Consider the following 15,203-nt stretch of genomic DNA (forward strand, 5'->3'; position numbering starts at 1 on the left):
TCCATGAAACATAAAACAAATAATATTGTTGCCTGGGCAATGGAATATAAAGCAGTGCCTTTATCAGTTGCTTTTGTTCTGGTAATATTTGGTATTTATAGTTTATTTATGATGCCAAGAAATGAGTTTCCTGATTTTACAGTAAGACAAGGTTTAGTAATTGGAGTATATCCGGGAGCTACATCTGAACAAGTAGAAAAAAACCTTACTACCAAGGTAGAAGAATATTTGTTTAGCTTTAATGAGGTAAATAAAGAAAAAACATATTCTTACTCCCGAGATGGAATGATGTACATCTATGTTGAAATTGAAAACAGAGTTGGTCATGATGCTTCTCAGCAGTTTTGGAATAAATTAAAGCATGGGTTACTGGTGTTTCAACAAACAGAATTACCAAAGGCAGTAAGAGGTGTTATTGTAAATAGTGATTTTGGAGATACAGCAGCCATTATTTTATCTATAGAATCAGATACTAGAACGTATAAAGATCTTGAAACTCATGTAAAAGAAATAGAGGATGAGTTACGACAAATTGATGATATGGCTAAAATTAGTCATTCAGGAAATTTGCAGGAGCAAATAGGTATTTATATAGATAACGAAAAACTAGCTCATTACGGTATTAGCCCTGGGTTGGTAATGCAAATTTTACAAAAGCAAGGTAATGTGGTGCCTGCAGGTTCTTTAGAGGGAGAAATTATTGAGCGCCCTATTCATTTAGATACATTTTACACCACAGAATCTGATTTGGCGCAACAGATTATTAAAACCGATGAAGATGGTAATGCTATTCGTTTAAATGATATAGCAGAAATTACACGAGAGTATGAAGATGAAGATTCTTATATAAGGGTAAATGGAGCCAAGTCTATGATTATTACTATGGAAATGGCTAAGGGGAGAAATATTGTTCAGTTTGGAGAAGAAGTAGATGAAAATTTAGCGAGGATAGAACAGAGCTTACCAGATGATATAACCATAACGCGTTTGGCCGACCAGCCAGCGGTAGTAGATCATTCTATTACGCACTTTATGAAAGAATTTCTATATGCCTTAATAGGGGTAATTATTGTTGCTATCTTGCTATTGCCTTTTAGAGTGGCATCTGTAGCAGCGGCTACTATACCTATTACTATTACAGCAACTTTGGCCATCATGTATTTATGCGGATTAGAGCTAAATACGGTAACCTTAGCGGCATTGGTGGTTGTTTTAGGTATTGTGGTAGATGATCCTATTGTAGTGATTGATAATCACGTGGAAAAACTAGACCATGGTATGTCTGTTTGGGATGCAGCTAAAAATAGCGCTATTGAATTATTTCCTTCTGTATTTACGGCTACACTAGCAATATCGGCTACTTTTTTACCGCTTATCTTTTTTATGGAAGGGGTAGCGGCAGATTTTATTGGAGACTTTCCAATTACTATTATGATAGCGCTATTCTTGTCGTTAATGATATCTATGGTAGTAGTACCGTTTTTTAATACAGTATTTATTAGAAGAGGATTGCATAAAGATGAGGAAAAGAAAAAGGATAAAAAGTCAATGTTAGACCGTTTGCAATCATTTTTTAATAAGCAAATTAATAATTCCATGAAACGATGGAAGTTGACATTGTTTTTAGGAATAGGAGCTATTGTAGTAGGGGTGTTATTATTTTCAGGACTTACCCAACAGTTGTTTCCTATTATAGAGAGAAATCAATTGGCTATAGAAATATCGTTGCCAGAAGGTTATAACCTAGATGAAACAGGTAATGTAGTGAAAGATGTTGAAGATATATTAGCGAATGATGAGCGAGTGGTGTCTTATGCAAGTTTTATTGGTACTAGTTCTCCAAGATTTCACACATTGTATGCTCCTAAGTTGCCTGCAAAAAATTATGCACAAATTTTGGTAAACACCATAGACGATGATGCAACAGAAGAAATTCTGGAAGAGTATCAAGAGAAATACAGTGATAGTATTCCGGGGGCTTATGTGCGTATGAAACAGTTAGATATGATTGTAGCACCAGCACCTATAGAAATTAGAATTTTTGGAGAGGATATAGATAGCTTGAAGTATGCTAGTGAAAAGATAGAAACTATAGCTAAGACTACACCTAATACCACTTGGGTGCGAACAAGTTTTAACGAAAACAAAAATGGCATCAATCTTAAAATTAAAAAGGATGAAGCCAGCAGGTTAGGACTTACCAAAGAAGATATTGCCAATGCGGTAGGAATGAATACAGAAGGATTAACGGCTTCGCAAATTTGGGAAGATGATTATGCTATTAATATAAGGGTGAAAACTAATCATACGAATAATATGAGTGTTTCTGACCTAGAAAGATTGTCGGTTATTGTTCCCAATCTAAGAACAGTAGTTCCACTACGTCAGGTAGCAGAGATATCTCCAAAATGGGATGAAGGTCAGTTAGTGCATCGTAACGGAGTGAGATGTTTAACTGTTCGTGTAGATATTAAAAAAGGAATGGTTGCTAATGAAATATTACCTCATATTCAAAAAGAGATACAGAATATTCAACTTCCTGAAGGAGTTAAAATTGGTTATGGAGGTGAGTTAGAAATGCAAGCAGAGAACGAACCGCCAATGGCACTGTCGTTAGGGTTAAGTGTAATTATCATCTTCCTTATTCTCATATGGCACTTTAAGAGTTTTAAACATGCTTTTTTAAGTTTTTTAACCATGCCATTGAGTGTGTTTGGTGCAGCTTTAGGTTTAATGGTAATGCAGTATCCGTTTGGTTTTACTTCTTTTATAGGTTTATTAGCATTGTGTGGTATTGTAGTACGAAATGGAATTATTCTAATAGATTTTGCCGATGAGCTTAGAAGTGAAGGTCAATCTGTGAAAGAGGCGGCAATACATGCGGCCGAACGAAGAATGCGACCTATCTTTTTAACATCATCTGCGGCGGCTGTTGGGGTTATACCTATGATTATGAGTAGATCTACCTTGTGGGGGCCTTTGGGTACTGTTATCTGCTTTGGGTTAATGATGTCTATGATTTTAACCTTGTTTGTATTACCCGTTATGTATTGGTTGTTTTTTAGAAAAGAAGATGAGCATAAAACCGTAAATCATGAAAACTAATAAAATGGTACACTGTAAATATATTGCATTCATACTAGTTGTTTTGTTGAGTAGTATGCTAACTGCACAAGAAACTTTTACCCTAAAAGACAGTAAAGAAGCAGCCTTAAATTATAGTAAGGCTATTAAGAATGGAGACATACGATTGGAGCAAGCAGCTGCAGCTAAGAAAGAGGCGCTGTCTCATTATTTTCCCTCTATAAGTGCCACGGGTATTGGGTTGTATGGTTTTGATGATATTATATCTCCCATACAAGGATTAGTACCTACCGGAATAGATAATATTTATTTTGCAAGCGTAACTGCTAATGAGGTGTTGTATGCCGGAGGTAAAGTACAACATGCTAACGAGATGGCAGTACTACAATCAGATGTTTATAAGATACAAGCTACACAGTCTAAGGACTCTGTGGTATTAATGACTTCGCAGAAGTTTTGGAATATAATTGAGTTACAAGAACAAATGAAAGTGCTGGAAAGTACCGAACAATATTTGAATAAGCTGTTAGAACAGCAGCAAGATTTGTTAGATGCGGGCTTAATAGCCAGAAATGACCAACTAAAGGTAAAAGCAGAAAAAAACCGTTTGTTGCTTAATAAGAGTAAATTAAACAATGGGCGAAAATTAGCATTGTTAGATTTTGCACTTTACACCGGGATGAAGTATGATACCACAATGGTTGCCCTAGCAGAATTTGAAGATGTAGATAATCCTAAATTGACGTACCAAACTGCAGATACAGTAGTTACTAATAATAGTAGCTACCAACTAATGCAAAAATCTGTTGAAGCTAAGGAGTTGCAAGTGCAAATAAGTAATGCAGAATTGTTACCAAGTATAAGTGTAGGAATATCAGGTACACAGTTTGGTAGTTTTGATAATGCTATAGATAGTCGTTTTGTACCTGTGGCTATGGGCGTAATTAGTATCCCTATATCCGACTGGTGGGGAGCAGGTAGGCAAAAAGTGAAACAAGATAAATTAGCTATTGAGATAGCTAAAAATAATTTAGAGGATGTAAAAGATAAATTGCATGTTGCTGTTTTACAAAGCTGGTATAACCTTACCGACGCTTATGAACAAATTCGTTTTGCAGAAATTAATAATGAGCAAGCTACCGAGAATTTAGAGGTAAGTACAGACAATTATAATGCAGGTTTAGCTGGTTTAACCGATTTGTTAGATGCACAGCGGTTACAGCAACAAGCGGCTGCAGATTTAGTAAATGCGTATGCTAATTATAAAAAAATGGAAGTAGTTTATTTATTTAGAACCAACAATTTGCTAGGAGAAGATTAATAGAAAGATTTATTTTATTGTTATATCTACAACTTTTTAGCAGAAAACATACAGTCTTGTTTACCATTAATATGAAAACATTTGTATTTTTGTTATAATTGGTAAGAAAAAAAGACTTCAAATAATAAACTTATTATGACTCAATATGATGTAGCCGTTATAGGCTCAGGTCCTGGAGGATATGTAGCAGCAATTCGTTGCGCTCAGCTAGGAATGAAAACCGCAATAATAGAAAAATATTCAACATTAGGAGGTACTTGCTTAAATGTAGGTTGTATTCCTTCTAAAGCGTTATTAGATTCTACACACCATTTTCATGATGCTTTAAAGCATTTTGATGAGCACGGAATTGAAATTTCAGGAGAAGTAAAAGCAAATCTTGAAAAAATGATTTCTCGTAAGCAAGGGGTTGTAGACCAAACTACCAAAGGAATTCAGTTTTTAATGGATAAAAACAAGATTGATGTGTACGAAGGTGTAGGTAGTTTTGCAGATGCAACGCACGTTGAAATTACTAAAGCAGATGGTAGTACAGAAAAAATAGAAGCTAAAAATACGATTATAGCAACAGGTTCTAAACCATCGTCATTACCGTTTATTTCTGTTGATAAAGAACGAGTAATTACTTCTACAGAAGCCTTGAAGTTGAAAGAAGTACCTAAGCACTTAGTAATTATTGGTGGTGGGGTAATAGGTTTAGAATTAGGACAGGTATATAGCCGTTTAGGTGCACAGGTATCTGTAGTTGAGTTTATGGATAGAATTATTCCAGGAATGGATGGCGCTTTATCTAAAGAGTTAACTAAAGTTCTTAAAAAGCAAGGCTTTAAATTCTATACCTCTCATAAAGTAAAAGAAGTTACCAGAGATGGAGATACTGTTACTGTGAAAGCAGATGACAAAAAAGGTAATGAAGTTACTTTTGAAGGAGATTATTGTTTAGTATCTGTAGGTCGTCGTCCGTACACGGAAGGATTAAATGCGGAAGCTGCAGGTGTAAAACTTACTGATAGAGGTCAGATAGAAGTAAACGATCATTTACAAACTTCTGCTGCTAACATCTACGCTATTGGAGATGTTGTAAAAGGTGCAATGCTTGCGCATAAAGCAGAAGAAGAAGGTGTTATGGTTGCTGAAATTTTAGCAGGACAAAAACCTCATATTGATTATAACTTAATTCCAGGGGTTGTATATACATGGCCAGAAGTTGCTGCTGTTGGTAAAACAGAAGAGCAATTAAAAGAGGCTGGCGTTAAGTATAAGTCGGGTCAGTTTCCTATGAGAGCCTTAGGTAGAGCTAGAGCGAGTATGGATATTGACGGATTTGTAAAAATACTTGCAGATGAAGCTACTGATGAGGTATTGGGTATACACATGATTGGTGCTCGTGTAGCAGATTTAATTTCAGAAGCTGTTACTGCTATGGAATTTAGAGCGTCTGCAGAAGATATTTCTAGAATGAGCCATGCGCACCCTACGTATGCAGAGGCTGTGAAAGAAGCGGCATTGGCGGCTACTGAAAACAGACCATTACATACATAAAAAGATATTCAATAGATAGATAAAAAGGCTGCTTATGCAGCCTTTTGTCTTATAAAAGCCATAAGATTTATGACTACTTTATTTGTAAATATTAAGGAACTACTTCAAATTAGAGAGCCTGACGAAAAATGGGTAGCAGGTGCAGCTATGAAGGTACTACCGTCTATAGAAAATGCTTACCTGTTGGTAAGTGATGGCGTGATAGTAGATTTTGGGAAAATGGAAGAACTGCCTTTGGTAGATTTTGATGTGACTGAAGATTGTAGCGATAGAATCGTGTTACCTACATGGTATGATAGCCATACACACTTAGTTTATGCAGGAAACAGAGAACAAGAGTTTGTAGATAGAATAAACGGTTTAAGTTATGAGGAGATTGCCAATAGAGGAGGAGGTATTTTAAATTCTGCAAAAAAATTACAGGAAACACCTGAAGAAGAATTGTATGAGCAATCTAAACATAGGTTGGTTGAGGTTATGAAAATGGGAACCGGGGGTATTGAAATTAAATCGGGTTACGGACTTACCCTTGAAGCAGAATTAAAAATGCTGCGCGTGATTAAGCGTTTAGGCGAAGAATTTTCATTACCTATAAAGGCTACTTTTTTAGGGGCACATGCTTTTCCGGCTGAGTATAAAGAAAATCAGGAAGCCTACATTGATATAATTATTAATGACATGTTACCTAAGGTGGCAGCAGAAAATTTAGCTGAGTTTATTGATGCATTTTGCGAAACCGGTTATTTTTCTGTAGACCAAACCAAGCGTATTATAGAAGCAGCACAAAAGTATGGTATGGTACCTAAAATTCACGTAAATCAGTTTACAGTAATAGATGGTATACAAATGGCTGTGGAGTGTAATGCTTTATCTGTAGATCATTTAGAGGTGTTGGAAGATAAAGATATTGAAGCATTAAAAGAGTCTGAAACAATGCCTGTAGCATTGCCAAGTTGTTCTTATTTTATTTCCATACCATATACGCCTGCTAGGAAATTAATGGAAGCTGGGTTACCTGTAGCGTTAGCTTCAGATTATAACCCAGGTACAACCCCAAGTGGTAATATGAACTTTGTAGTGGCAACAGCTTGCATTAAAATGAAAATGACACCTGAAGAAGCTATTAATGCGGCTACACTAAACGGTGCATATGCTATGAATCTTTCAAAAGAGTATGGTAGCATAACCAAAGGTAAAAAAGCAAATATAATGGTTACAAAACCTGTACCTTCTTATTATTATTTGCCTTATTCTTTTGGTGAGCAGCTAATAGACAAGGTAATGATACATGGAGAATTTATATAAAGACAAAAGGGTGTTCTAATGAACACCCTTTTGTTTTATTTTGTACTTTTTTACTAATTAATCCATAGTAAAGCTAGTGCTTCCTAGTTCATTTAATTCAGCATCGTATAGCGTAATTAAATATTTACCCTCAGAAAAATCTCCTGCTGGTTTTTTAATGTATTCACATACATCTAAAGCATCATTTTCATAGTAGAATTCTGAAACAGAAGTATAGGTAACTGCATCTTTACCCTCTACCATTACAGCAGCGTTTTCTCCTAAAATCTTTTCTCCAGGAGCAACTACTTTAATATAGAATTTTTTGTCTTCTGATTCTGCTAATTTGTTAGGAGCTACTGTAAAACAAACTTTTACGCGGTCTGCTCTTCTTGCTTTTTGAGTAGATTTCATTTTACCACTGTTTTTAACTTTAACAGCATCTACTTTTAGGTCTGATAGTTGTAAAGCAGAACCTAACGCTACTTTATCCGAAAGTTGCGTAGTTTGAACTACTAGGGAATCACTAATTTTAATTTGTTTTCCTAAGTTGGTATCTAACGCAACATTTAAACTATCTAGTCTTTGATTTTGTACTAAAACAGAATCATATTTTTGTTGTAATAAAGCGTATTCTTTTTTAAGACGACTTACATCATATCTATATCTTCTTAAAGAATTGATATCTACTTTTAAACCGTTTATAGAATCTAAGTATTGGTCTACTTCATTTTTAGCTACTGTCCAATCATCATATAAGTCAGCATATAAAGAGTCTTTTTCCTCTAAGCGAGTTTCATAATCTTTACTCATTCTAGTTAGATCAGCTTTTAAGGAGTCTTTATCAGCTTGAAGTGCCATTTCTACTTCTTTTCCTTCGCTGTACTGAGAGTATGTGAAAATACTAAGCCCAATTAAAGCAATGGCTAAAACAATAATGGCAGCCAGTGCTACACTGTTATTCTTCTTGTCGGTTTTGTTGTCAGTCATAATAAATTTTTTAGAGTGAAACTAAGTAAGTTAAATATGTTTGGTATAATAAATAAATTAACACAATTTAATAAACAAAATTTTAATCTTTAACAAAATGATAATAGATTTAAGGGCATCATTCAAACATAAAATCCATTAAGTTTGTAAAGCTAATATAATATTCTGATGAATAAACTGAAAACTTATAATTTTCCTAAAATAGATTCATATATCAATCATCGAGAAGGGGAAATTAAACTAGGCGAAAAGGTTGACTATATAAATGACAATGATCCTGTAGAAAGTCAGCTTGAATTATCTAAGGCAAAGTATGTTGTTTTAGGAATACCTGAAAATCTTGGTATTAAAGCCGGATTGGGAGTAAGAGACGCAGCCTATACTTGGGAAGCAGCTTTACGTGCTTTGTTAAATGTACAACATAACAGATTTAATAAAGGAAAAAAATTATTAATATTAGGGCATCTTGATTTTGTAGATGAGGAAAATGAAGCTGCCGGACTGAACACCGAATCTGCCGAGGGAATTAAACAGTTAAAGAAAATTGTTGATACCATTGATAAAGAAGTAACCTACTGGGTACAAAAAATAGTAGCATCTGGTAAAACACCAATTATAATTGGTGGCGGACAAAATAATGCCTACGGTATTATTAAAGGATGTGCTTTAGCACTTAATAAACCTTTAAACGTGATTAACTTTGATGCCCATGCCGATTTATTAAAAATGAATGGGAGACATAGTGGTAATGCTTTTTCGTATGTTTTAAAAGAAGGCTTTATGAAAAAGTATTATATTTTTGGTATTCAGGAAAATCACGTACCAAAGTATGTTTTAAATACCATTAAAAAGAATAAAGACTTTATAAGATTTACCACCTTAGAAGAGCTTTTTATTAGAAGAGAAAAAGGAATTGATTTTGAACTTAACAGGGCGTATGAATTTGTAAAGAGTAGTGCCTTTGGGGTAGAAGTAGATTGTGATGTAATGACTAATTTCCCTTCTGATGCTATAAGTTTTAGTGGTTTTACACCTAGGGAGTTAAGACGCTCGGTTACACAATTTAGTAGTAGTAGTAATACTACGTATTTGCACATATCTGAAGCAACACCAGATAGTGGTAGTAAATATGAAGCGCAACAAGTGGGAAGTTTTATATCTTGCCTTATTACAGATTTTATTCGTTAGTCTTTTTTTTTATTTTTTGAGGAGTCTCATCATTAAACAAACCACTAACAATAGTTTGTAAACCTCTAAAAGCCATATAAACCCCGAAAAAGCAAAGCGCTACGCCAATTATTAATATAGGGTAGAAAAGGGGTTTATCTTGATTTTTGAAACTAGAATGTATCACTACAGGTCCTATGAATATAGGAAGTAATGTTAATGATAGTCTAGTGATACCTTTTTTTATAAGTTCTCTATTTGTTGCCATAAGCTTCTATTGCTTTACGTACATTTTTATGTTCATTTAATAGGGTAGCAGCTTCTTCTTTAGATATGGGTAAGGCCTGCATAATCATTCTAATACCTCTATCTACCAATTTATCATTGCTCAATTGCATGTCTACCATTTTATTGCCTTTTACACGTCCTAGTTGTATCATGGTAGTGGTAGATAACATATTAAGCACTAATTTTTGTGCTGTACCTGCCTTCATACGTGAGCTTCCTGTTACAAATTCTGGTCCTACAACCACCTCTATAGGGTATTGTGCAGTATTAGCTAAGGGACTGCCTGCATTACAAGTAATGCATCCGGTAACAATGCCGTTTTTATTACATTTTTCAAGAGCAGCAATTACATAAGGTGTGGTACCAGAGGCAGCTATACCAACAACCACATCGTTTGAACTTATGCTGTATGATTGTAAGTCTTCCCAGCCTTGAGTAGTGCTATCTTCTGCAAATTCTACGGCTTTTCTAATAGCAGTATCACCACCAGCTATAATACCTACTACTAAATCATAAGAAACACCAAAGGTAGGCGGGCATTCAGAGGCATCAACAATACCTAATCGTCCGCTAGTACCAGCTCCCATATAGAATAAGCGTCCACCTTGTCTTAATTTTAAAACTATCTGTTCGGTAAGTTTTTCAATTTGTCGTATTGCTTTTTCTACTGCTAAAGGTACTGTTTGGTCTTCTTTATTAATAGCGCTTAACAACGCTGAAATACTCATTTCTTCCAGGTTGTTGTAGTTAGAATCTTTTTCGGTAGTTCTTTCGTATTGCATGGTACAAAATTACAATTTCATGAAGTGATAACATAAAAAAAAGCAACCGTATTACGGTTGCTTTTTTTTATAATGGATCGTTTTATAAACTATAAAGCATCAATAATAGCATTGAAAGTTGAACTTGGACGCATCGCAGCATACGTAGCCTCAACATCTGGCTTGTAATATCCTCCAATATCCATAGCTTTTCCTTGTACTTTGTTAAGCTCCTCAACAATAACAGTTTCTTCTGCAAGCATTTTTTCATATACAGGAGCAAAAGTAGCTGCAAGCTCTGCATCAGCTGTTTGATTTGCTAATGCCTCTGCCCAGTATAATGATAGGTAGAAGTGGCTTCCTCTGTTATCTAACTCATTTACCTTCCTAGAAGGAGACTTGTCATTCTCTAAGAATTTCTCTGTAGCTACATCTAATGCTTCAGCTAATACTTTAGCTTTTGCATTTCCGTAAGTTTCACTTAAATGCTCTAAAGAAACTCCTAGTGCTAAGAATTCTCCTAAAGAATCCCAACGTAAGTGGTTTTCTGTAGTAAACTGATCTACGTGTTTAGGAGCAGAACCTCCGGCACCAGTTTCAAATAAACCTCCACCATTCATTAAAGGAACAATAGATAACATTTTTGCTGAAGTACCTACTTCTAAAATAGGGAAAAGGTCAGTTAAATAATCTCTAAGTACGTTTCCTGTAACAGAAATAGTATCTAACCCTTTTACAATTCTTTCTAAAGAAAAAGTGGTAGCTTCAATAGGAGCTAATATTTTAATATCAAGACCCGTTGTATCATGGTCTTTTAAATATGTTTCAACTTTGGTAATTAATTGTGCATCGTGCGCTCTTTCTTTGTCTAACCAAAAAACAGCAGGATTATCTGTTGCTCTAGCTCTATTAACTGCTAATTTAACCCAGTCTTGGATAGGAGCATCTTTTACTTGGCACATTCTAAAAATATCACCAGGAGCAACTGCTTGTTCCATTAAAACAGTTCCGTTACCATCGGTTACTTTTACAGTACCTTCAGCATCCATTTGGAATGTTTTATCATGTGAACCATATTCCTCAGCTTTTTTAGCCATTAAACCAACGTTAGAAACGCTTCCCATAGTAGTTGGGTCTAATGCACCGTTTGCTTTACAAAAATCTATAGTAGATTGGTATACACCTGCGTATGAACGGTCTGGTATAACTGCTTTTGTATCTTGACTTTTACCTTCTTTATTCCACATTTGACCAGAAGTTCTAATCATAGCTGGCATAGATGCATCAATAATAACATCAGAAGGTACGTGTAAGTTTGTAATTCCTTTATCAGAATTTACCATTGCTAAATCTGGACCGGCTGCAATAGCAGCTTCCAAAGCAGCTTCAATCTCAGCTTGTTTTTCAGTACCATCTATTTTAGCATATACATCACCTAATCCATTTTTAGTATCAACTCCAAGAGTACTAAACGTATCAGCGTATTTTTCAAAAACATCTTTGAAGAATACTTCAACAAAAGCACCAAAAATTAACGGATCCGAAACTTTCATCATAGTAGCTTTTAAGTGTACAGAAAACAATACACCAGAAGCTTTAGCATCGGCAACCTCTTTAGCAATAAATGCTTTAAGTTTGCTCATGCTCATCACTGAGCTGTCTATAATTTCACCAGCTTCTAATGGGCTAGCATCTTTTAATACTTTCGTAGCACCATCTTTACCTTCAAACGAAATCGTAAAAGTAGTAGGCTCAGCAATAGTCACTGATTTTTCACTGCCGTAAAAATCACCCTCAGACATAGAAGCAACATGCGATTGAGAATCTGATGTCCAAGCTCCCATACTATGTGGGTGTGCTTTTGCATAATTTTTAACAGCTTTAGGAGCTCTACGGTCAGAGTTACCTTCTCTTAAAACTGGGTTTACAGCAGAACCTAAAACTTTAGCGTATGTAGCTTTAATAGCTTTTTCTTCTTCTGTTTTTGGTTCAGAAGGATAATCTGGTAAAGCAAAACCTTTTGCTTGTAATTCTTTAATAGCCGCAGTTAATTGAGGAACTGAAGCCGAAATATTAGGTAATTTAATAATATTAGCTTCAGGTGTTGTTGCTAAAGCACCAAGCTCAGCAAGTGCATCAGGTATTTGTTGATCTGCAGGTAACATATCTGAAAAGTTAGCTAGAATTCTACCAGCTAATGAAATATCTTTAGTTTCAAATGTTATGCCTGATGATTTAGTGAATGCCTGTACAATAGGAAGAAACGAATGAGTAGCTAGCATAGGAGCTTCATCCGTTATCGTATACATTATTTTTGAATTTGACATAGGGATTAATTATAATAACTCTATATTTATTTGAAATGGAAACAAATATACAATTTAATAGGCGTTTTTAAAATTTAGCTATGTATAGTTTTGGTAAGTACTATACAAAATTATCACTATGCATTAAATTATGTTAAGATACTGGCAAAACCATAATTTTTAATGGTTTAATGGTGGTTGAGATGCAGAGTGTAAAACGTTGTATTATGTTAAAATTGAATTTCTTATGCTATCTAGAATTTTCTCTTTATTCTGAGATGGGAATAGTTGCAAATTTATAGCCTTCTAAAGCTGCGATTAATGGAAATAGCACATCAAAAAAGCTAAAGTTTTCAGTGAGTAAATCGGGTAGTTGTGAATAGTCTAAGTATGTAATAACTTCTAATAATGTTACGTCTTCAAACTTAGCTATTAATAAAAATAAGCTAAACACGTTACCCAAGAAACAACTAACAATAGCTATAAAAGCTCCTGTAATAGCAAATTTTTGTGATACGCCCTTACCTGTTATTCTCATGACATATCCCACACCAGCTCCTATAGCAATTGCCATATAACCAAATTGAATCATAAGAGCCACCGAGATGAGTCCCCACAAGATAGCACCTATAATACCAGTAATACCTCCGGCAATGCATGCTAAAGAATAATTCTCATGTTGTTTTAGTTCAGCAATTGACATGCCTTTATATGTTGTGGCTAGAATTTGCTCGTGGTTTACGTTACCATTTGAAGCTAAGAGTGCTTCTACTTGTGGATCCGGATTAAATTGTTCACAATTATCTGTGAATGTAGGTTTTGCATGAGTTAGGGTACAAACGATACCTTGTTTAGTATCTAGTTTACGATTTGTACATCTTTTACAAAATTGGTACTGTTCATTTGTAGTCATTGATTTTAGTTATTGGTTGGTAGGACTAAGGTATAAAAAAACCCGTACTAAATCTTCATTAGTACGGGTTTTTCTGAAAACTCCCGAAACCAGCGTTTAAACTTTTTAAGCTTAAACTGTAACCCTTGATTACTTCCGGTTTGTTCTCAATTTAAAAATGAACTTTGAATGTTTTTCACTTTAGTATTCTAAAGATACTAATTATTTTTCAATATGTTACTAAATTGTTAAATTTTTTTGCGTAATATTTTAAAACAAAAAGCACCGCCTATTGGCAGTGCTTTAATATTTTTCAGCGTGTTTAAATTAGCGTCTAGCTTCTTTAATTCTTGCTTTTTTACCAGTAAGACCTCTAAAGTAGAAAATACGAGCTCTTCTAACTTTACCTCTCTTGTTGATTTCAACTTTTTGTAATGCAGGCATGTTCACTGGGAAGATACGCTCTACACCAACAGTACCAGACATTTTTCTAATAGTGAAAGTTTCAGAAGCTCCAGCACCTCTTTTTTGAATAACAACACCTCTAAAGAACTGAGTACGTGTTTTTTCACCTTCTTTAATTTCGTAATACACAGTAATTGTGTCACCTGCAGAAAACTCAGGAAATTCTTTTTTTGCTACAAACTCGTCTTGTACAAATTTAATTAACGATTCCATTTTTAGATCATTTAAAAAAAGTTATTTCAAAGCAACATTCACGTACCTCGCCAGAGGTTACTCCAAAAGTGGTTGCAAAATTAGTAATTAAATCAATTTGTGCAACAGTTTATTATCAAAATTTTAAAGAAAGTTGAAACTTTTTTCTGTTTGTAAATCAGAAAGTTAACTTTTATTTGTCTAAAAGGTCAGGTCTTCTGGTTTTGGTGCGCTCGTAAGCTTCTTTCTCTCTCCATTCTTCAATCTTTGGAAAATTACCACTTAATAATATTTCTGGTACTTTCCATCCTTTATAATCAGAAGGTCTTGTATATACTGGTGGAGCTAATAAATTATCCTGAAACGAATCGGTTAGGGCAGAGGTTTCATCATTTAAAACTCCCGGTAATAAACGTATTACGGCATCACAAAATACTGCCGCACCTAACTCACCTCCTGATAATACATAATCTCCTATAGAAATTTCTTTGGTGATGAAATGATCTCTAACGCGTTGATCTACTCCTTTATAATGGCCGCAAAGAATAATTACATTTTCTTTTAAAGACATTGTGTTAGCAATGCCTTGGTTTAGAGTTTCTCCATCAGGAGTCATATAAATAATCTCGTCGTAAGTGCGTTCTGCTTTTAGCTTAGAAATACATTTATCAATAGGCTCTATCATCATAACCATGCCTGCACCACCACCAAATTGGTAATCGTCTATTTGTTTATAATTGTCAGTAACGTAATCTCTAAGATTATGAAAATGTACCTCTACTAATCCTTTTTCAATAGCTCTCTTTAAAATAGAAGCTTCAAACGGACTTTTTAAAAGTTCTGGTAAAACGGTGATAATATCAATTCGCATGGTGCAATATTTTTGCAAAGGTGCAATTTTTTAAGCTACC

The 15,203-nt window shown here is 34.7% G+C and carries 12 protein-coding genes; 5 read left to right on the forward strand and 7 right to left on the reverse strand.

The window, feature by feature from the left end:
- Positions 1–3: 3 nt before the first annotated feature.
- The 4 genes from Y10_RS07810 (at position 4) to hutI (ending at position 7,252) form a co-directional block, all read left to right on the forward strand.
- Entirely contained in the window at positions 4–3,105 is a 3,102-nt protein-coding gene (locus Y10_RS07810; protein WP_281764828.1) for an efflux RND transporter permease subunit, read from the forward strand.
- Positions 3,095–4,405, forward strand: a complete 1,311-nt coding sequence (locus Y10_RS07815) for a TolC family protein (protein WP_281764829.1) — start codon at positions 3,095–3,097, stop codon at positions 4,403–4,405. Before Y10_RS07810 ends, Y10_RS07815 begins: the two co-directional genes overlap by 11 nt.
- Before the next feature lie 135 nt (positions 4,406–4,540).
- The gene (gene lpdA / locus Y10_RS07820) at positions 4,541–5,947 is read left to right on the forward strand and encodes a dihydrolipoyl dehydrogenase (protein WP_281764830.1); all 1,407 of its coding nucleotides are present in this window, start codon (positions 4,541–4,543) and stop codon (positions 5,945–5,947) included.
- 69 nt (positions 5,948–6,016) lie between these two features.
- Positions 6,017–7,252: an imidazolonepropionase gene (gene hutI / locus Y10_RS07825; RefSeq protein WP_281764831.1), complete on the forward strand. Its 1,236-nt coding sequence runs from the start codon at positions 6,017–6,019 to the stop codon at positions 7,250–7,252.
- Between the two features lie 57 nt (positions 7,253–7,309).
- Here hutI and Y10_RS07830 read toward each other — a convergent pair whose 3' ends face one another.
- Positions 7,310–8,221, reverse strand: a complete 912-nt coding sequence (locus Y10_RS07830) for a hypothetical protein (RefSeq protein WP_281764832.1) — start codon at positions 8,219–8,221, stop codon at positions 7,310–7,312.
- Positions 8,222–8,389: 168 nt separating this feature from the next.
- On the opposite strand from Y10_RS07830, the gene Y10_RS07835 reads away from it, so the two are divergent.
- On the forward strand, positions 8,390–9,409 hold the full coding sequence (locus Y10_RS07835; protein WP_281764833.1) for an arginase family protein: 1,020 nt from the start codon (positions 8,390–8,392) through the stop codon (positions 9,407–9,409).
- Here the strand turns inward: Y10_RS07835 and Y10_RS07840 are convergent.
- From Y10_RS07840 to trmD, 6 genes are all read right to left on the reverse strand, one after another.
- Positions 9,399–9,656, reverse strand: coding sequence for a DUF6095 family protein (locus Y10_RS07840; protein ID WP_281764834.1), 258 nt, complete (start codon positions 9,654–9,656; stop codon positions 9,399–9,401). The genes Y10_RS07835 and Y10_RS07840 overlap by 11 nt on opposite strands.
- Positions 9,643–10,458 (reverse strand): N-acetylmuramic acid 6-phosphate etherase, encoded by an 816-nt coding sequence (gene murQ, locus Y10_RS07845; protein ID WP_281764835.1) that lies wholly within the window; start codon positions 10,456–10,458, stop codon positions 9,643–9,645. Before murQ ends, Y10_RS07840 begins: the two co-directional genes overlap by 14 nt.
- 89 nt (positions 10,459–10,547) lie before the next feature.
- Positions 10,548–12,764: an NADP-dependent isocitrate dehydrogenase gene (locus tag Y10_RS07850; RefSeq protein ID WP_281764836.1), complete on the reverse strand. Its 2,217-nt coding sequence runs from the start codon at positions 12,762–12,764 to the stop codon at positions 10,548–10,550.
- 247 nt (positions 12,765–13,011) lie between these two features.
- Positions 13,012–13,656, reverse strand: coding sequence for a hypothetical protein (locus Y10_RS07855; RefSeq protein WP_281764837.1), 645 nt, complete (start codon positions 13,654–13,656; stop codon positions 13,012–13,014).
- 306 nt (positions 13,657–13,962) lie between these two features.
- Positions 13,963–14,313, reverse strand: coding sequence for a 50S ribosomal protein L19 (gene rplS, locus Y10_RS07860; RefSeq protein ID WP_281764838.1), 351 nt, complete (start codon positions 14,311–14,313; stop codon positions 13,963–13,965).
- 172 nt (positions 14,314–14,485) lie between these two features.
- Entirely contained in the window at positions 14,486–15,163 is a 678-nt protein-coding gene (trmD, locus tag Y10_RS07865) for a tRNA (guanosine(37)-N1)-methyltransferase TrmD (protein ID WP_281765690.1), read from the reverse strand.
- Positions 15,164–15,203 lie beyond the last annotated feature (40 nt).

Origin of the sequence: Neptunitalea lumnitzerae (assembly GCF_027924185.1) — a bacterium.
GTDB classification, from domain to species: Bacteria; Bacteroidota; Bacteroidia; order Flavobacteriales; family Flavobacteriaceae; genus Neptunitalea; species Neptunitalea lumnitzerae.